Annotated in this window: 13 protein-coding genes; 3 read left to right on the top strand and 10 right to left on the bottom strand. The window is 53.6% G+C overall.

The window, feature by feature from the left end:
• Positions 1-3 precede the first annotated feature (3 nt).
• Positions 4-936, bottom strand: a complete 933-nt coding sequence (gene aaeA / locus OGV80_RS15815; protein WP_043017819.1) for a p-hydroxybenzoic acid efflux pump subunit AaeA — start codon at positions 934-936, stop codon at positions 4-6.
• A gap of 7 nt (positions 937-943) precedes the next feature.
• Positions 944-1147 carry a p-hydroxybenzoic acid efflux pump operon protein AaeX gene (gene aaeX / locus OGV80_RS15810; RefSeq protein WP_003025177.1) on the bottom strand — a complete coding sequence of 68 codons (204 nt, stop codon included), beginning with the start codon at positions 1145-1147 and terminating at the stop codon, positions 944-946.
• Between the two features lie 184 nt (positions 1148-1331).
• Between aaeX and aaeR the strand changes: the two genes are divergently transcribed.
• Together aaeR and OGV80_RS15800 are read left to right on the top strand one after the other, a co-directional pair.
• Complete coding sequence (aaeR, locus tag OGV80_RS15805; RefSeq protein WP_043017820.1) at positions 1332-2246, top strand: HTH-type transcriptional activator AaeR; 915 nt, start codon at positions 1332-1334, stop codon at positions 2244-2246.
• Between the two features lie 228 nt (positions 2247-2474).
• Positions 2475-3089, top strand: coding sequence for a YagU family protein (locus tag OGV80_RS15800; RefSeq protein WP_286515288.1), 615 nt, complete (start codon positions 2475-2477; stop codon positions 3087-3089).
• Between the two features lie 47 nt (positions 3090-3136).
• Here the strand turns inward: OGV80_RS15800 and tldD are convergent, their stop codons facing one another.
• The 8 genes from tldD to csrD all read right to left on the bottom strand — a co-directional run bounded on the left by tldD (position 3137) and on the right by csrD (position 15587).
• Positions 3137-4582, bottom strand: a complete 1446-nt coding sequence (gene tldD / locus OGV80_RS15795; RefSeq protein WP_003828819.1) for a metalloprotease TldD — start codon at positions 4580-4582, stop codon at positions 3137-3139.
• A 163-nt stretch (positions 4583-4745) separates the two neighbouring features.
• Positions 4746-8546, bottom strand: a complete 3801-nt coding sequence (yhdP, locus tag OGV80_RS15790) for an AsmA2 domain-containing protein YhdP (RefSeq protein ID WP_286515286.1) — start codon at positions 8544-8546, stop codon at positions 4746-4748.
• Positions 8547-8660: 114 nt separating this feature from the next.
• On the bottom strand, positions 8661-10130 hold the full coding sequence (gene rng, locus OGV80_RS15785) for a ribonuclease G (protein ID WP_003025190.1): 1470 nt from the start codon (positions 10128-10130) through the stop codon (positions 8661-8663).
• Complete coding sequence (locus OGV80_RS15780; protein ID WP_087051115.1) at positions 10120-10713, bottom strand: Maf family protein; 594 nt, start codon at positions 10711-10713, stop codon at positions 10120-10122. The genes rng and OGV80_RS15780 overlap by 11 nt, the downstream gene beginning before the upstream one ends.
• A 7-nt stretch (positions 10714-10720) precedes the next feature.
• Positions 10721-11209: a rod shape-determining protein MreD gene (mreD, locus tag OGV80_RS15775; RefSeq protein WP_003025196.1), complete on the bottom strand. Its 489-nt coding sequence runs from the start codon at positions 11207-11209 to the stop codon at positions 10721-10723.
• Positions 11210-12232 (bottom strand): rod shape-determining protein MreC, encoded by a 1023-nt coding sequence (gene mreC / locus OGV80_RS15770; RefSeq protein WP_286515284.1) that lies wholly within the window; start codon positions 12230-12232, stop codon positions 11210-11212. It abuts the gene before it with no gap.
• 64 nt (positions 12233-12296) lie between these two features.
• Positions 12297-13340: a rod shape-determining protein MreB gene (mreB, locus tag OGV80_RS15765; RefSeq protein WP_000913396.1), complete on the bottom strand. Its 1044-nt coding sequence runs from the start codon at positions 13338-13340 to the stop codon at positions 12297-12299.
• Positions 13341-13646: 306 nt separating this feature from the next.
• On the bottom strand, positions 13647-15587 hold the full coding sequence (gene csrD / locus OGV80_RS15760; RefSeq protein ID WP_043017825.1) for an RNase E specificity factor CsrD: 1941 nt from the start codon (positions 15585-15587) through the stop codon (positions 13647-13649).
• Positions 15588-15812: 225 nt separating this feature from the next.
• Between csrD and acuI the strand changes: the two genes are divergently transcribed.
• The gene (gene acuI, locus OGV80_RS15755) at positions 15813-16787 is read left to right on the top strand and encodes an acrylyl-CoA reductase (NADPH) (protein WP_043017826.1); all 975 of its coding nucleotides are present in this window, start codon (positions 15813-15815) and stop codon (positions 16785-16787) included.
• Positions 16788-16826 lie beyond the last annotated feature (39 nt).

Genomic DNA, 16826 nt, shown 5'->3' with positions numbered 1-16826 from the left:
CGATTAACCAAACTCGCGCAGGCGGTGCGCCATTTTACGGAAGAAGGATTCCTGGCTTGCATCGCGATCCCGCTTGCCGGTAATAACGACGGTAGCCGTAGTCCCGGCAGGCCACAGGGTTCCCTGCTGCTCATCAAGACGAATTCGCACCGGCACACGCTGTGCCAGACGCACCCATTCAAGATTGGAATCAATGGTTGCCATACCCTTTGCATCCCGCGTACTGCTGGCATTCGTTACGCCAGCCGCAACGCTATCAACAGTGCCCTTCAGTACATTATTACTGCCAAGCGGGGTGATCTCGGCGCGATATCCAGGGCGAACGCCTTCCAGTTTGGTTTCTTCCATATAGGCCAGCACATAGAAAGAATGCTGTTTGACCAACGCCACCGCCGTGGAGCCACGCGTAATAAATTCGCCGCTATAGACGTTCAGGTTAGTCACCCAGCCATCTGCTGGCGCGCGAATCACGGTACGTTCCAGATCTAATTTTGCCAGATCGCGGGTCGCCTGCGCCTTCGCAAGCTGGTGTAATACGGTTTGCAGGACGTTGTTTGACTGGTCAATCTCTTCACGAGACATGGCCTGTACGCCCAGCCGGTTACGACGACTGGCCTCCTGGCGTTTTTCCTGCGCCAGAACCTGGTAATAAGAGACATCAGCTTCAGCCTGCTCAAGGGCTTTTTTATAACGAGGCTGATCGATAGTGAACAGGATCTGATCCTTTTTCACCAGTTGGTTATCATGGATGTTAACGTTGGTAATAAGACCCGCCACGTCCGGCGCAATGGCAACGACATCGGCGCTGAATCGGGCGTCACGCGTCCACGGCGACTCGGTGTAGAACACCCATGCGCGGAAAATGGCAATGAAGGCCAGAATGACCAGTACGAGAGTCGTGGCCGTACGGGAGAGTTTTTTTGTTAGTGTTTTCACTTCAACCTCAAACGAACAGGCGCGTTATTAAATAGAACAGACAGCAATACAGCGCGGTGTTAAACAGAGCCGGATGCCAGACAAAATCATAGATGCCAGTCGGAACCAGTACCCGGCGCACCAGCCAGAAAATCGCCAGTGACAAAAGTAATTCGAAAAAAATCGGTGGGAAGGACAGACCAAACACCACGATAACGGGAAACAGACTCATGTTGACCTTGGTAGCTTAAGAGAGTGCAGATGATAGATTTTCTAGCGTATGTCACCGCAGAGAAGGGCAAGGATGAGCCAGGCGAGAGCGACATAGCTGTTATTTGAATAATAATATATTAACGTAACTGTTATGCTGTTATCTATATTATGTGATCTAAATCACTTTTAAGCCAGAGTGAACAATGGAACGATTAAAACGTATGTCGGTGTTTGCCAAAGTTGTCGAACTGGGCTCCTTCACCGCCGCCGCAAGACAGCTACAAATGAGCGTATCATCGATAAGCCAGACGGTCTCTAAACTGGAAGATGAGCTACAGGTCAAGCTGCTAAACCGCAGCACACGCAGCATTGGGCTAACCGAAGCTGGAAAAATTTATTATCAGGGCTGCCGCCGAATGCTGCACGAAGCACAGGATGTTCACGAGCAGCTTTATGCCTTTAACAACACCCCCATCGGCACCCTGCGCATTGGCTGTTCTTCAACCATGGCACAAAATGTCCTCGCTGGGTTGACCTCAAAGATGCTGAAAGAGTATCCAGGATTGACCGTAAATCTGGTAACCGGCATCCCGGCACCGGATTTAATCGCCGATGGTCTGGACGTGGTTATTCGCGTCGGCGCGTTGCAGGACTCCAGCCTGTTTTCACGTCGCCTGGGTGCTATGCCGATGGTGGTCTGCGCCGCTAAAAGCTATCTCGCGCAGTTTGGCGTCCCGGAGAAGCCCGCCGATCTCAGCAACCACTCGTGGCTGGAGTACAGCGTGCGCCCGGATAATGAGTTCGAGCTTATTGCTCCGGAGGGGATCTCTACCCGGCTGATCCCAGAGGGGCGATTCGTGACTAACGATCCGATGACGCTGGTTCGCTGGCTGGCCGCAGGCGCGGGCATCGCCTATGTGCCGTTGATGTGGGTGATCAATGAGATCAATCGTGGCGAAGTGGAGATCCTGCTTCCCCGCTATCAGTCGGATCCGCGTCCGGTCTATGCGCTGTATACCGAAAAAGACAAACTGCCGCTCAAGGTCCAGGTGGTGATTAACTACCTGTCGGATTATTTTGTCGATGTGGTCGGCGTTTTTCAGGGCGTCCGAGGATGACGAAAGGAATAATTAAAACATCCCGAGAAGAATATTTCTCATGAATATTTCCTGGATTGTCCTCTGACAATTCAGAATTCACTCCAGCACCCTATCAAAAATAGATAATTGACACCACCGCCACTCACCATTTACCGTGTAAGTGGCCTGACATTCAGGCAGTTATTTTATTGTTAGCAGCATGAATAATAATATATTTTTCAGGATGTCTTAAAGCAAGGATCAGAAATGAATCTATTTGAACAAACACAACCTTCGCGCAGGCGCTACGGGCTCGCCGCGTTTATTGGCTTGATTGCAGGGATCGTCTCCTCTTTCGTCAAATGGGGAGCAGAGGTTCCCCTTCCTCCACGCAGCCCTACTGATTTATTCACCGGCGCATGCGGACCGGAACAACTAATAAGAGCGGCCAGCCAGATTGATTGCTCACGCAACTTCTTAAATCCTCCCTATATATTTTTACGCGACTGGTTGGGCGTTATCGATCCTAACGCCTCTGTATATACATTTGCCGGGCATATATTTAACTGGGTTGGCGTGACGCATATTATTTTCTCTATCGTCTTTGCCGTAGGTTATTGCATCGTTGCAGAAGTCTTCCCTAAAATTAAGCTTTGGCAGGGTTTGCTGGCTGGCGCGTTAGCTCAGCTTTTTGTCCATATGATCTCGTTCCCGCTGATGGGGCTGACGCCTCCGCTCTTTGAACTGCCGTGGTACGAGCACGTATCTGAAATCGCAGGACATCTTATCTGGTTCTGGTCGATCGAAATTATTCGTCGTGATTTGCGTAACCGCATCACTCACGAACCAGACCCTGAAATTCCGCTGGGCAATATACGCTAAAAAAATGGCGCTACCCAAGAGTAGCGCCATTTTTATACCCTTTCAGTTCAGGCGGTGCCACCTACAGTCAGGTTATCCACCTTCAGCGTCGGCTGGCCCACGCCCACCGGCAGGCTCTGCCCTTCTTTACCGCAAACGCCAACCCCGTTATCCAGTTTCAGGTCGTTACCCACCATCGAAATTTGCTGCATCGCTTCGATACCGGAGCCAATCAGCGTTGCGCCTTTCACCGGTTTGGTCACTTTACCGTTTTCAATCAGATACGCTTCGGACGTCGAGAATACGAATTTCCCGGAGGTGATATCCACCTGGCCGCCGCCGAAGTTAGGCGCATAAATACCGTATTCAACGGATTCGATGATTTCCTGCGGCGTGGATTTCCCCGGCAGCATATAGGTGTTGGTCATGCGCGGCATCGGCAGGTGCGCGTAAGATTCACGGCGACCATTACCCGTTGGCGCCACGCCCATCAGACGCGCATTCAGTTTGTCTTGCATGTAGCCTTTCAGAATGCCGTTTTCGATCAGCACGTTGTACTGACCCGGCGTACCTTCGTCATCGATAGCTACGGAACCACGACGATCCGCCATTGTGCCATCATCCACAACGGTACACAGTTCTGACGCTACCAGCTCACCCATATGACCGCTGAATACCGAGGTGCCACGACGGTTAAAGTCACCTTCCAGACCATGACCGACCGCTTCATGCAGCAAAACGCCAGGCCAGCCAGCGCCGAGTACCACCGGCAACGTACCCGCAGGGGCTGCAACTGCAGACAGATTGACTAACGCCATGCGTACGGCCTCTTTTGCCCACGCGTCGGCACGAACCTCACCATCAAGGTCACCAAGGAAATAGTCATAGCCAAAACGACCACCGCCGCCGCTGGCGCCGCGCTCACGCTTACCATCCTCTTCGACCTGTACGCTTACGGACAGGCGTACCAGCGGGCGGACGTCAGCGGCCAGCGTACCGTCAGTCGCTGCCACCAGGATCAGTTCATAAACACCGGTCAGGCTGGCGGTCACTTCCTGGACGCGTTTGTCGGCGGCGCGGGCCACGCTGTCTACGCGGCGCAGAATATCCAGTTTCTCTTCACGGCTCATGCTCTGTAACGGATCAACCGAGGTGTAAAGAGCCTGATGCTCTACCGCCCCCAGCGTTTTTACTTTGCCGTCACCGTTATCACGAACGATAGTTCGCGCGGCATGGGCGCTTTGCTCCAGCGCCAGCAGGCTAATCTGGTCTGCATAAGCAAACCCTGTTTTTTCGCCGCTGATGGCGCGCACGCCAACGCCCTGATCGATATTGTAAGAACCGTCTTTAATGATGCGGTCTTCTAAAACCCAGGATTCGTGATAGCTCGACTGAAAATAGAGATCGCCGTAATCAAGACGGCGTTCGGCCAGTTGGCCCAGAATGGCAAACAGATCCTGATGTTTCAGGCCATTCGCCGCTAGCAATTGTTCACTTACCAGGTTCAGACTCATCGTTTTGGTACTCATTAGTTTCTGTTGTAGGCCTGATAAGACGCGCCAGCGTCGCCATCAGGCACTTCAATGCCGGATGGCGGCGTGAACGCCTTTTCCGGCCTACGGACTGCGGTAGAAGATCACTGTACTGAGATTGGGGCAATTACTCGCCCCCGTCAAATCATTGCTGGCTTTCTTTGCGCGGCTGACGCAGAACTTCGTTAATCTGCGGCTTATCGACCGGACCGGTGATGCGATAACGCAGAATCGAGACTTTGCTCCACAGCGGTCCCAGAACCTTACTGGCGGCAAACACCGCCGCACCCACAATCGGGTTGACGGCAAACGCGGCGGCAACCCCTACGGTAGCTGAGATTTCTGGTGCGACGATGGCTTCCATATCCAGTTCCCGGCGCACCAGGTTCACTGAGCCTTTCATCGCAATGTCGGCTTCCAGACCGTCCACCAGCGTGTCATCGGTATGCATCACGCCATCTTTGATCCACGCCGTGCTGCGAATCGAGTCGAAATAGAAGCCTTCACTGAAGGTGTCGCTGAAATCAAAACGCAGTTTACGCAGCAACGCATCAAAGCTAAGCAGGCGTAATAGCTGCCCCGCATGCCCGGTGCTGAGTTCGGTTATCTCACCTTTGCCCAACCGGGCACGCAAAATGCCATTCAGCGATGCTTCATCTGGATCCCACGGCGGGTTACGCCAGTGCAGATCGTACTCCACGTTGAACGAAGAATTGCGAATCGGCGTTGATACGCCAAAGAAGCCGGCCGCGGAGTCAATTTTACTGCCGCTCAGTTTACCTTTCAGCGACGTCCGCTCCTTGCCCGGCGTATTCACCCATACGCCGTCGGTGGTCAGTCTGGCAAAACCGGTATCCAACAGACCGTTATTCAAGGTGAGCGTGTCGCCTTTAATCGCTACATCGGCGTCAATGCGCCCGTATTTCTGTCCCCACATCCAGCATTCTGCACAGCGTAGCTGAAGGTCCGGCCAGCCACGGAAGCTGACGTTGTCGATGGCGGAGAACGGCGAGGCAGGCGTGCTATTCGGTGACGGTTTTGCCGCGCTTGGGTTGTAATAAAGATACTTAATATTGGCCAGCCACGGCGCATTATTGCGCATCGCCAGCGTGGCGTTAATTTCACGACCCTGCGCCTGCACGATGGAACCGTTGCTCGCAGGCTCAGAGACGATACTCAAATTATTCCACTGCTGACCACCCAGGGATAACGATGGCGTCCGCACCGTGATCCGTTGAGGGAAGTTGGCGTTGGTACCAACATTATCTGCAGCGCCTTTCTGGAACAACGCCAGCCACTGCGCGCCATCCATAGGGGGAAGGTTAAGCTCAATGCCTTGCTGATCGGGTAACGCGGGCACGGTGCGGCTTTCCGACGTCCAGATTGCGCGGTCAAGCGTCAGTTTCTGATTCAGTAGCCAGCGGCTGTTAAAGTGATTCTTACTGCCAGCGTTGCCGGTCAGATCAAAGCTGCGCAGATTGCCCCTGGCCTTAACGTTCACCGGCAACGCCTCACCGGTAGCTTTATTCAGCGGAGCTGGTAAGTGACTACTTACATTCTTAAGGTCGCCCTTTAGCTCAATGTCGTAGGTCGGCCCGGCATGATACGGAAGATCGATTCCCACTTTGCCATTCCACGCCATGCTTCCGCTCAACGCATCGTTGACCTGCGCCGGTAAAATCCCCATGTGGGTTGGCTGCCAGTCACCTTGTAGATTCACGGCGACCTGGTAGGCTTTCGCTCCTTCGGTCGTAGAAAAGTCGACGTTCAGCGGCTGATTAAACCAGTTCGCCGTCATCGGCTCACTTTGCAGATCGCCGTTGATAAAGCTGAATTTGCCGTTCAAATTCTTCAGCGTGCTGTCGAGCGGTTTAATAAACAAGCTGTTATTACGCAGGTTGACATCGCCTTTAGCGGTAACCAGCGAGCCGTCCAGCGGAATATCAAGATGTAAGCGAGCATTCACATCGCCGTCAATTTGCAACTGCTCGAGCGTGGCGCCGAGAGAATCCTTTAATGGCGTCTCATCAAAATAAGGTCCGACCGCCTTGCCCGGCCCGTTGATATCGGCATCAATCAGCAGTTTTTCTTTTGCATAGTCGGGGATGTTGGCCGTCAGATTACTGGCCTTCACACCACCCAGATTAACGCTATCCGTCTTCATCCACAGACCGTCGTTAATGAAGTTCAGTTCAATATTGAGGTCAGTCAGCGCGGGCCAGTCGGGCTGGAAAGCAAACTTCGCATTGCGAAGCGGCACCAGGACCTGAAACTGCCCTTCATTATGGAGATAGGGGAACAGATGCGGGTTGCCGCCATACACCAGCGTGGCGTTATCCGCTTCGCCGCCCTGAATAGCGCCACTGAGATAGTCAACCAGCTCTTTGCCCATCAGGTTTTCCGGGAAATAACGCCAGGCCTGAGAGCCATCGTCGGTGCTGATGCCTGCCAGAATGCCCAACCATGGCTCATCACCGGCGGGCTGCAGATAGCGAAAACCGCCGCGCGCGCGTACCGCTTTCGCTTTAACATCGATGTTGCGTCCATCTAACTGAAAGCCTTTATCATTTTTCAGCCAGCTTAGCGTCGCCACGCCGTTCTCTATTTCCAGCGGTGCGCGAAAGACGGTTTCATACGGCATTTTGGCTTGCTGCATGGAAGCGGTTAGCGCCCCATCTTCAACGCTTCCCGCAAGCGTACCGGAGAAGTGTTCTGCCCCTGGCAGCAGCTTCCACTGTTTCCAGGCCAGATCGGTCCACGAGGACTGGAAGCGGGTTTTTTCTGTCGCCTGTAACGGGATATCCAGCGCCAGCACATCTATCTTGCCGCTCGGCTGCGTAGCTCGCCAGATATCCCCCAGCGCAGGAGATAGCCTGGATGCCATCGGACGCAGCCCTTCTAACCCGGCCAGATCCAGATTGCTGGCACGAATGCGAAGCTCGTCGCTGCGTTTGTTATTCTCACCACCGACTTCCTGTTCTGGTATCCAGGCCAGCGTTAACGCCCCGCTCGGCCAGGGTTTATCATCCATGGTGATACGGGTATCGGGAATAGAGAATTGCCAGCCCGGCCCTTCATGGCTGATGTGCGCCGTCAGATTATCGACGGAGAGCGTGTGCGTAAGATTTTCACCCAGCCAGCTTGCCCCGCCTTTTTTCAGCCAGACATCGCCGCCGGAAACCACGCCTTTGCTGATCGTCATCCATGCTTCCAGGCTAAAACGCGCGGTCTGCAGCGCAACGTTATCCTGCATCCATTTATTCAGCCACGGCTTGACGTCGATGTCGTCGGCCTGTAGCCAGACCCGACCGTTATTCAATAGTCCGTTGTCGTCACGCAGATCCATACGCACCTGCATAACGCCGTGCTGCCCGGTCAGACTGGAAAGACTGACCTGCCCCTCAGCGCGATGCCGGTTTTTACCGTTCAGCCATGTAAGCTGTGGGATCGCCAGTTCAGCACGCTGGCCTGAGAGGGTTAAAAAGCTAATCTGACTGTCGCGCAGATCGAAATGATCAAACTGGCGCAGGAAGAGATCGCTGAGGTGATCGGCTTCAATTCCATCACCGCTTTCGCTGCGCTGGATGGGGGTATTGGTGCGCAGTTGTAACTGCCAGAAGGTGAGATCGCGAAACTGCCAGCGCATGTGCAGCAAGCTTTGCCAGACATCCAGCGCTAACGTGACGCGCTTGACCGAAAATTCCCCACCGTCTTTCAGCTGCGCATGGATATCGCGCGCTTCAAGCATAGGACCGAAACTTTGCCAGTTAGCGGAAAGTTGGCTGGCGGAAACGGGCAGGCCAGTGGCGGATTCAATCTTGCTAAGGATCGCCGGGCGCCAGCTATCAAGATGAGGTAGCGCAAGGCGCAGTCCACTGACCAGCAGCGCTGCGATGACAACGAATGCGGCTCCAGTGAGCAGTAATATCCCCGGCAATCGCCTCACGCGCCTCTCCTTGTCTACCAAAAAATGTGACTCACAAAACCGTCTTGCCGGATGGCGGCGTGAACGCCTTCTCCGGCCTGCAAAGTATCGCCATTTGGCGTCTACCAGGCCAGATTACATCATAACGACGTCGAACTGCTCCTGGTTATACAGCGGTTCAATTTGTACTTTGACCTGTTTGCCGACAAAGATTTCGACTTCCGCCAGCGCATGTGACTCTTCACCTTTCAGGGTCTCAGCTACTGCCGGTGAAGCATAGACCAGGAAACGATCGGAATCATATGCATGGTGTACCCGCACGATTTCGCGCATGATTTCATAGCATACGGTTTCCACCGTTTTCACCGTACCACGCCCGTGGCAGGTCGGACACTCGTTGCACAGCACATGCTCCACGCTTTCACGCGTGCGTTTGCGCGTCATCTCTACCAGACCCAGCTGTGAAAAACCGTTGATACTGGTTTTAACGCGATCCTTGCTCAGAGCCTGTTCCAGAGAGTGCAGCACCCGGCGACGGTGATCTTCATTATTCATGTCGATAAAATCGATAATGATAATGCCGCCGAGGTTTCGCAGACGCAGCTGACGAGCGATAGCCTGCGTTGCTTCAATATTAGTATTAAAGATAGTGTCGTCGAGATTACGATGCCCAACAAACGCGCCGGTGTTGATATCGACGGTGGTCATCGCTTCGGTTTGATCGATGATCAGATAACCGCCGGACTTCAGCTCTACTTTGCGTTCCAGCGCGCGCTGGATTTCATTCTCAACGTCAAAGAGATCAAATATGGGCTGGCGTCCGCTGTAATGTTCCAGCTTGCTGGTCATTTCGGGGATATATTCCGCCGTAAATTCCAGTAACGCTTCATAGGTCAAGCGGGAGTCGACGCGGATCCGGTCAAGCTGCGCATCGGCAAAATCACGCAACACGCGCTGCGCCAGCGCCAGTTCGCCATACATCTGATAGCGCGTTTGCGGGCGCTTTTTACGCTCCATGACTTTCGTCCAGACGCGCTTCAGGTAGGCAGCATCCGAGGCCAGATCCTCTTCACAGACGCCTTCCGCCGCGGTACGAATAATGAATCCGCCCTGCTCATCGCAGTAATCCGCTACCACTTTTTTAAGGCGCTCGCGTTCGGTTTCGCTTTCGATACGTTGGGACACGCCAACATGCGAAGCACCCGGCATAAAGACGAGATAACGGGAAGGAAGCGTGATGTCCGTCGTCAGACGTGCGCCCTTAGTACCCAACGGATCTTTTACCACCTGCACCATGAGATCCTGGCCCTGGCGCACCAGTTCAGATATGTCGCGCACGGTGAACTGTTTTTGTTCTTCACCCGCCACACATTCAGTGTGCGGCATGATGTCTGAAGCGTGAAGAAATGCGGCTTTATCCAGCCCAATATCTACAAAAGCCGCCTGCATACCCGGAAGTACACGACTTACACGACCTTTGTAGATATTGCCTACGATTCCGCGTCGCGCCTCACGTTCAATATGAATTTCCTGCAGAATACCGCCATCAATGTAAGCCACCCGAGTTTCCGATGGCGTTACGTTTACCAACAATTCAGCCGTCATGTTTATCCCTTTTCTCACGCAGTGCGTTAAAATTGGTCAGCAACTCATACGTTTCTACCAGCGGTAAGCCGACTACGGCGTGATAGCTGCCATTTATCTTCCTGACAAAACAGCCACCCAACCCTTGAATACCGTATGCACCTGCTTTATCCATTGGTTCACCGCTGGCAACATAGCCCGCGATGTCCTCATCGGTTAGTGCTCTGAACGTCACTTCCGTCACCACCAGACAGTCCAGACTGTGCTGGCGGTCGGCCAATGCCACAGCGGTCATGACCTGATGCGTTTTGCCCGACAGTTTGCGCAGCATGGCTGCGGCATGAGCGGCGTCGCGGGGTTTTTCCAGCACTTCGCCATTAAGGATAACAATGGTATCCGCCCCCAATACCGGCAAATCGCGCTGGGCCAGCGCCACACCAGCCTGCGCTTTTTCGCGCGCCAGACGCGAAACGTACTGCTGCGCGCTTTCCTGCGGGTGCCGCTGCTCTTCAATCCCAGGCACCAGTCGTTCAAAAGTAACACCAAGCTGAGCGAGCAGCTCCTGACGACGTGGAGAACCTGAAGCAAGATACAGAGTATTCATATCAACCTTATTGGACCGCAAACTGCTGACGGACTTTACGCATCAGTAAGAATAGCCATGGCCAAAGCACACCATTCACTACACTACTCCAGAACACTTCGGGTCTGAAAGAGACATTGATCACTAAAAACTCGGCCCAGAAAACAATAATATCCACGACCAGTGATAACAACATGACCACCAACGCCTGCTGCCAGAGCGCGAGGTTGCGGAATAGCTGGAATTTCAGCGCGACCAGATAAGCAATGATACTCATAGACAATGCGCGCACGCCAAGCGTAGAGCCGCTGATGAGATCCAGTATGGCACCCACCACAAACCCTGTACCCACATTTACGCGATGCGGCAGCGCCAGGATCCAGTACAACAAGATGAGCAGCACCCAGTTTGGCCGGAAAACCAGAATGTCGTCCGGCCAGGGCATGACCTGCAGCAACAGTGCAATAAGGAACGAGAGCCAAATCACCCAACGTCCCTGGCTACGATAGCTTGCCACTTACTGTCCTCCCGGCTTACGCGGAGCAGATTGTGGCGAGGTGGTATCCGCAGGCGCTGGAGTCACGCCTGTTGCGGGAGCTGGCACTGGCGCAGGCGGCCCCATGGTATCTGGTGCAGGCAGAACTTGCGGCATCATTTGCATCAGACGTTCATTGGCAACGCGGTGCACTTCTTCTGGCGTCATCGGATTTGCGCCATTACGATCGGCGCCCCACAACAGCAGCAGATAGCGCAGACGTTGCAGACCCGCGGTCGGGCGTGCCTGAATCACAGTATAAGCGCGCTGAGTATCCAGCTTAACGGAAGAAACAACAGCAACCGGATAACCCTCAGGGAAACGGCCACCCAGGCCCGAGGTAACCAGCACATCGCCAACGCGAATGTCGGTATTGGCCGGCAGGTGTTCGAGCTGAAGATCGTCGGTGCAACCGTTACCGGCAGCGATCACGCGAATATCGTTACGCAGTACCTGAATAGGCAACGCATGTGTTGCATCGCAAATCAGCAGCACACGGCTGGTCAGTTTAGCCACCGCAACGACCTGACCGACTACGCCTTTGTCGCTAATAACCGGCTGACCTTCGTAGACGCCGTTAACGCTCCCTTTGTCGATAACCACCTGATCGCTGTAAGGGTCATTAACCGTTGAGATGACCTGCGTCACCATCTTTTGTTCGTCCTGGCGCAGCGGCGATCCCAGCAGCTCACGCAAACGCGCGTTCTCCTGTTTATATTGCCCCAGCATCAGCAGTTCGCTATTTTTCAGCAGCAGTTCCTGACGCAACGCCCGGTTTTCAAGTTCGAGTTGGTCACGCGAAGCCAGCGTTTGCGAAACGCCGTCGAGTAATTCACGGGGACCATTTGAGATAAAGTAGAAAGGACTGACGGCGGTATCCATGTACGTTCGGATTTGACTGAACGTCCCCAGGCGGCTGTCGGCAATAATAACGCCGAGCGCCACCAGCACCGCCAGAATAAGGCGAATCTGTAGCGACGGGCCACGGCTAAAAATTGGCTTCATAGTCTATGCGTATTCTCGTATCAGAGCGGAAGGGTAACCCGCTGGCTACCCTACCTGCATCCGATTACTCTTCGCTGAACAGGTCGCCGCCGTGCATATCGATCATTTCCAGTGCCTTGCCGCCACCACGCGCCACGCAGGTCAGCGGATCTTCAGCAACAACAACTGGAATACCGGTTTCTTCCATTAACAGACGGTCAAGATTACGCAGCAGCGCGCCGCCACCGGTCAGTACCATGCCGCGTTCGGAGATGTCAGACGCCAGCTCTGGCGGGCACTGTTCCAGTGCAACCATGACTGCGCTCACAATACCGGTCAGCGGTTCCTGCAGAGCTTCCAGAATCTCGTTGGAGTTCAGGGTAAAGCCGCGCGGAACACCTTCAGCCAGGTTACGACCGCGAACTTCAATTTCGCGCACTTCGTCACCCGGATAAGCGGAACCGATCTCGTGTTTGATACGTTCTGCGGTAGCTTCACCGATCAGAGAACCGTAGTTACGACGAACATAATTAATGATCGCTTCGTCGAAGCGGTCGCCGCCAATACGTACAGAAGAAGAGTAAACCACGCCGTTCAGAGAGATAACGGCAACTTCAGTAGTACCACCACCGATATCCACAACCATAGAACCGGTTGCTTCAGAAACTGGCAAACCCGCACCGATCGCAGCCGCCATCGGCTCTTCAATCAGGAAGACTTCACGGGCGCCTGCGCCCTGAGCGGATTCACGGATCGCACGGCGCTCAACCTGAGTTGCTCCAACCGGTACACACACCAGTACGCGCGGGCTTGGGCGCATGAAGCTATTGCTGTGCACTTGTTTGATAAAGTGCTGGAGCATTTTTTCAGTCACGAAGAAGTCAGCGATAACGCCGTCTTTCATTGGGCGAATTGCAGCGATATTGCCCGGTGTACGACCCAGCATCTGCTTCGCATCATGACCTACTGCAGCCACGCTTTTCGGCGAACCGGCACGATCCTGACGAATGGCCACAACAGAAGGCTCATTCAATACGATGCCTTGTCCTTTTACATAAATAAGGGTATTCGCGGTACCCAGGTCAATGGACAGGTCATTGGAAAACATGCCACGAAATTTTTTCAACATACTAAGGGATAATCCTGAAAGCTGGGGCGGAAAACAAAATCCGCTTACTTTACCAACCACACGCAGCAGCGACAAGGCGCAAAAATCATCTGCTACGGTGAAAATTAGTGCAGTTCGTTTCCTTTGTTACAAAACCGGCCTGAGTCCATCAGGGCTGAATAAATCAGCAGCATTCCTCGCTTTTGTTTGCAACCTGTCAAAGGTCATTCACCTGCATGTTTGCTGTTACAACCTGGCGAGCAGACAAGCACACCCCCAGAAGGCACAGCGCGCGTTATTCTACGTGAAAACAAATTAAACGGCAGGTTAAACCGAGTATCTTTGCGAATATTTTTTCACGTTAGTGTCAAGTGGCTGTGATGCGGCAAAAAAATCCCCTTGCCCACCCGCAACTCCGCGTTCCGTCAGCGTATGCCACTCGCTACGCGAACGAACGCCCGTGGCGTAAACCTGCGTTGGTGTTCCAGAACAGGCTTCCACCAGGCTTTGAACCAGGAGCTGGTTTTCAGTCCGCTTTTCAATATTCCTCACCAGGCTTGGATGGAGCTTCAATAACTCAACGTTAAGCTCTTTGATCCAACTGGTGCTCACCAGCGTTAAACCCGCCTGCGTAACGGCAATTCGCACACCCAGCGCATTCATCAATCTGATGACAGGCTGTAACCGGCTGATATGTTGACAGACATCTGCCTCCGCAAGTTCAATAATTATGCGTTTGCGTAATGATTTTTCGCACTGCATCAGCGTATCACGTAGCCAGCGCTGAAAACGTGGGCGAATTAGCGATTCAACCGTTGTCTGCATCGCCAGGTTTTCCTGCGGCCAGTAGCCCAACAGTAGGATCAGACGGCTGATTTGCAGGCGGTCATACTCTTCAGCCAGGCCAAACTGCAGCACCATCGGCATATATTCCGCCGAGATGACCTCTTCGCTGCCATCAAAAATCCGGCACATCAGCTCCCGATGGTGTACCCGACCTTCGCGTGTTACCGCAGGCTTTTGATAAATTCTTGGTCCGCCCCGGCTGAGCATCTGTTCGATCAGCGTTCGCCAGCGCACGTTGCCCCGCCCTTTTTCCGGCAGTGAGTCATCATAGACCGACCAACTGTTTCCGCCCTGCAATACCGAATTCCGCGTAGCCGCTTCGGCGTGATCCATTACTTGTTCCGTCGACTGTCCGCTGCGGCAAACGCAAATACCGATATGAACCATATCGGCACGATCGATCATTTTATTAGCCGGAAGCGCATCTACCGCTTTTAATAATTGCCCGGCGATGCTTTCCGCCTCCTTCAGCGTGCGGTGTGGCAGCAGGATGGCAAAATCGCTACGGTGGTAGCGTGCCAGCAACGCGCCCGGATAGCGCGTCATGAAAGTCGACAACAAATTAATTAATGTCGAAATTTGTTCTTCCGCGAGGGTGATTCCCCAGCTATCGCGCAGCAGAGTAAAGTCCGGCAGACGCACCATCATCACGACGCCATGCGATCCCACTTTTTCCTGATCTTCCAGCAGCGTTGCCAGTTGGTTATCAAAGAACAGGCGGTTGCTCAGTCCGGTTTTTGTATCCTGCGCCACATAGGAGCGAATCAGCGTATCGAGGCGGCTGCGTTGTTCGCGGGCATTTTGAATTTCGGTCAGTAACATATCGAGTGCGCTACTGGTACGCGCTGGCCATTCATAGACTGTTCCCCGCACGTTCGGTCCACGTTCGCCATTCAGAATGCGCGTGGAACGAATCTCCAGCAGTTCCTGACCTGAAAGTTGACGCTGAAGCCAGCGCACCGACAAAAAGAGCATCAGTATAATGAAAGCAATCGCCAGCGTGAGTGGCGCGGTGGTCATCAGCGAATGGAAATAGTTGCCCATCGGATCCTGATAAACCAGACGCAGCGACATGCCAGGATGTTTGACCAGCGGAACGGTGATGTCACGATACAGATTGTTCGTCCCCGCCGGGCGATAACTGCTGGTACGGGAGTGGTCATACACCACGTTTTCGCCCTGTAGCAGTTCAACGCGCACGATATCAGCAGAAACCATCAGTTCATCTATTTGCGGGGTTAACGCCACAACATCGCGGGAAACAAGGTGCGTATCAATTGCCGTCGCCACCGCCTGAACACGGGTAGTGAACTTATATTGAATCGCGTTATAGAAACTCAGCGAGCAGCCGATCAGAGTCACGAAGATCGTTAACCCAGTAAGCAGCGTGACAAAAGCTGAAAATTTCGTCGTTAATCGCATCCTTGTGTTAACTCCGACAGTTATGAAACGGGCATGAAAGTGATATAGCGACCCAAAAATGCAAAACTGAACGCAAAATCCGTCCATTTATACAAACAGTGTGGGCATACTACCAAATCAGGTATATCTGGCAATTTATTGCGCAGAATCGGCATCATGTTTTGATTAGCGAGTATAGTCTTCATTAATAATTTTCCAATCCACTATACGAATTGAGGACAGGTTATGCAGGCTTTGATCTTAGAACAGCAGGACGGAAAAACCCTCGCATCCGTTCAACCCCTCGACGAAAATCAGCTACCTGAAGGCGATGTGACGGTGGATGTCCACTGGTCGAGCCTGAACTATAAAGACGCTCTGGCTATCACTGGCAAGGGTAAAATCATTCGTAATTTTCCGATGATTCCTGGTATCGATTTCGCCGGTACCGTGCGTGCAAGCGAAGATCCCCGTTTTCATGCGGGTCAGGAAGTGTTACTGACCGGTTGGGGCGTGGGTGAAAATCATTGGGGTGGACTGGCAGAACGCGCACGCGTGAAAGGCGACTGGCTGGTTGCCCTGCCAAAAGGACTGGATGGGCGTAAAGCCATGGTCATCGGCACCGCCGGCTTTACCGCTATGCTGTGCGTAATGGCGCTTGAGGATGCAGGTATTCGCCCGCAAGACGGTGAAATTGTCGTCACCGGCGCCAGCGGCGGCGTGGGCAGCACAGCCGTTGCGTTACTGCATAAGCTGGGTTATCAGGTTGCGGCGGTTTCGGGCCGTGAAAGTACCCACGACTACCTGAAGAGCCTGGGCGCCAGCCGTATTCTTGGTCGCGATGAGTTTGCAGAATCACGCCCGCTGGAAAAACAGCTGTGGGCTGGCGCGGTTGATACAGTTGGCGACAAAGTCCTGGCAAAAGTTCTGGCGCAGATGAACTACGGCGGCTGCGTTGCCGCCTGCGGCCTGGCTGGCGGTTTCGCTCTGCCAACCACGGTGATGCCATTCATTCTGCGTAACGTTCGTTTGCAAGGAGTGGACTCGGTGATGACCCCGCCAGCACGCCGGGCAGAGGCCTGGGCGCGTCTGGTTAAGGATCTGCCGGAATCTTTCTATGCTCAGGCCGCCACGGAGATTACGCTGGCGGATGCGCCGAAGTTCGCCGATGCCATCATCAATAACCAGGTGCAAGGCCGTACGCTGGTGAAGGTGAAGTAACTGGCGCTGGCGCAGATATTTACACTTAATTAACGAAAT

The organism is Citrobacter sp. Ce119, assembly GCF_030334525.1.
GTDB lineage: Bacteria > Pseudomonadota > Gammaproteobacteria > Enterobacterales > Enterobacteriaceae > Citrobacter > Citrobacter europaeus.
Note: the sequence above shows the minus strand (reverse complement) of the source record. Positions and strands in the feature narration are given on the sequence as shown.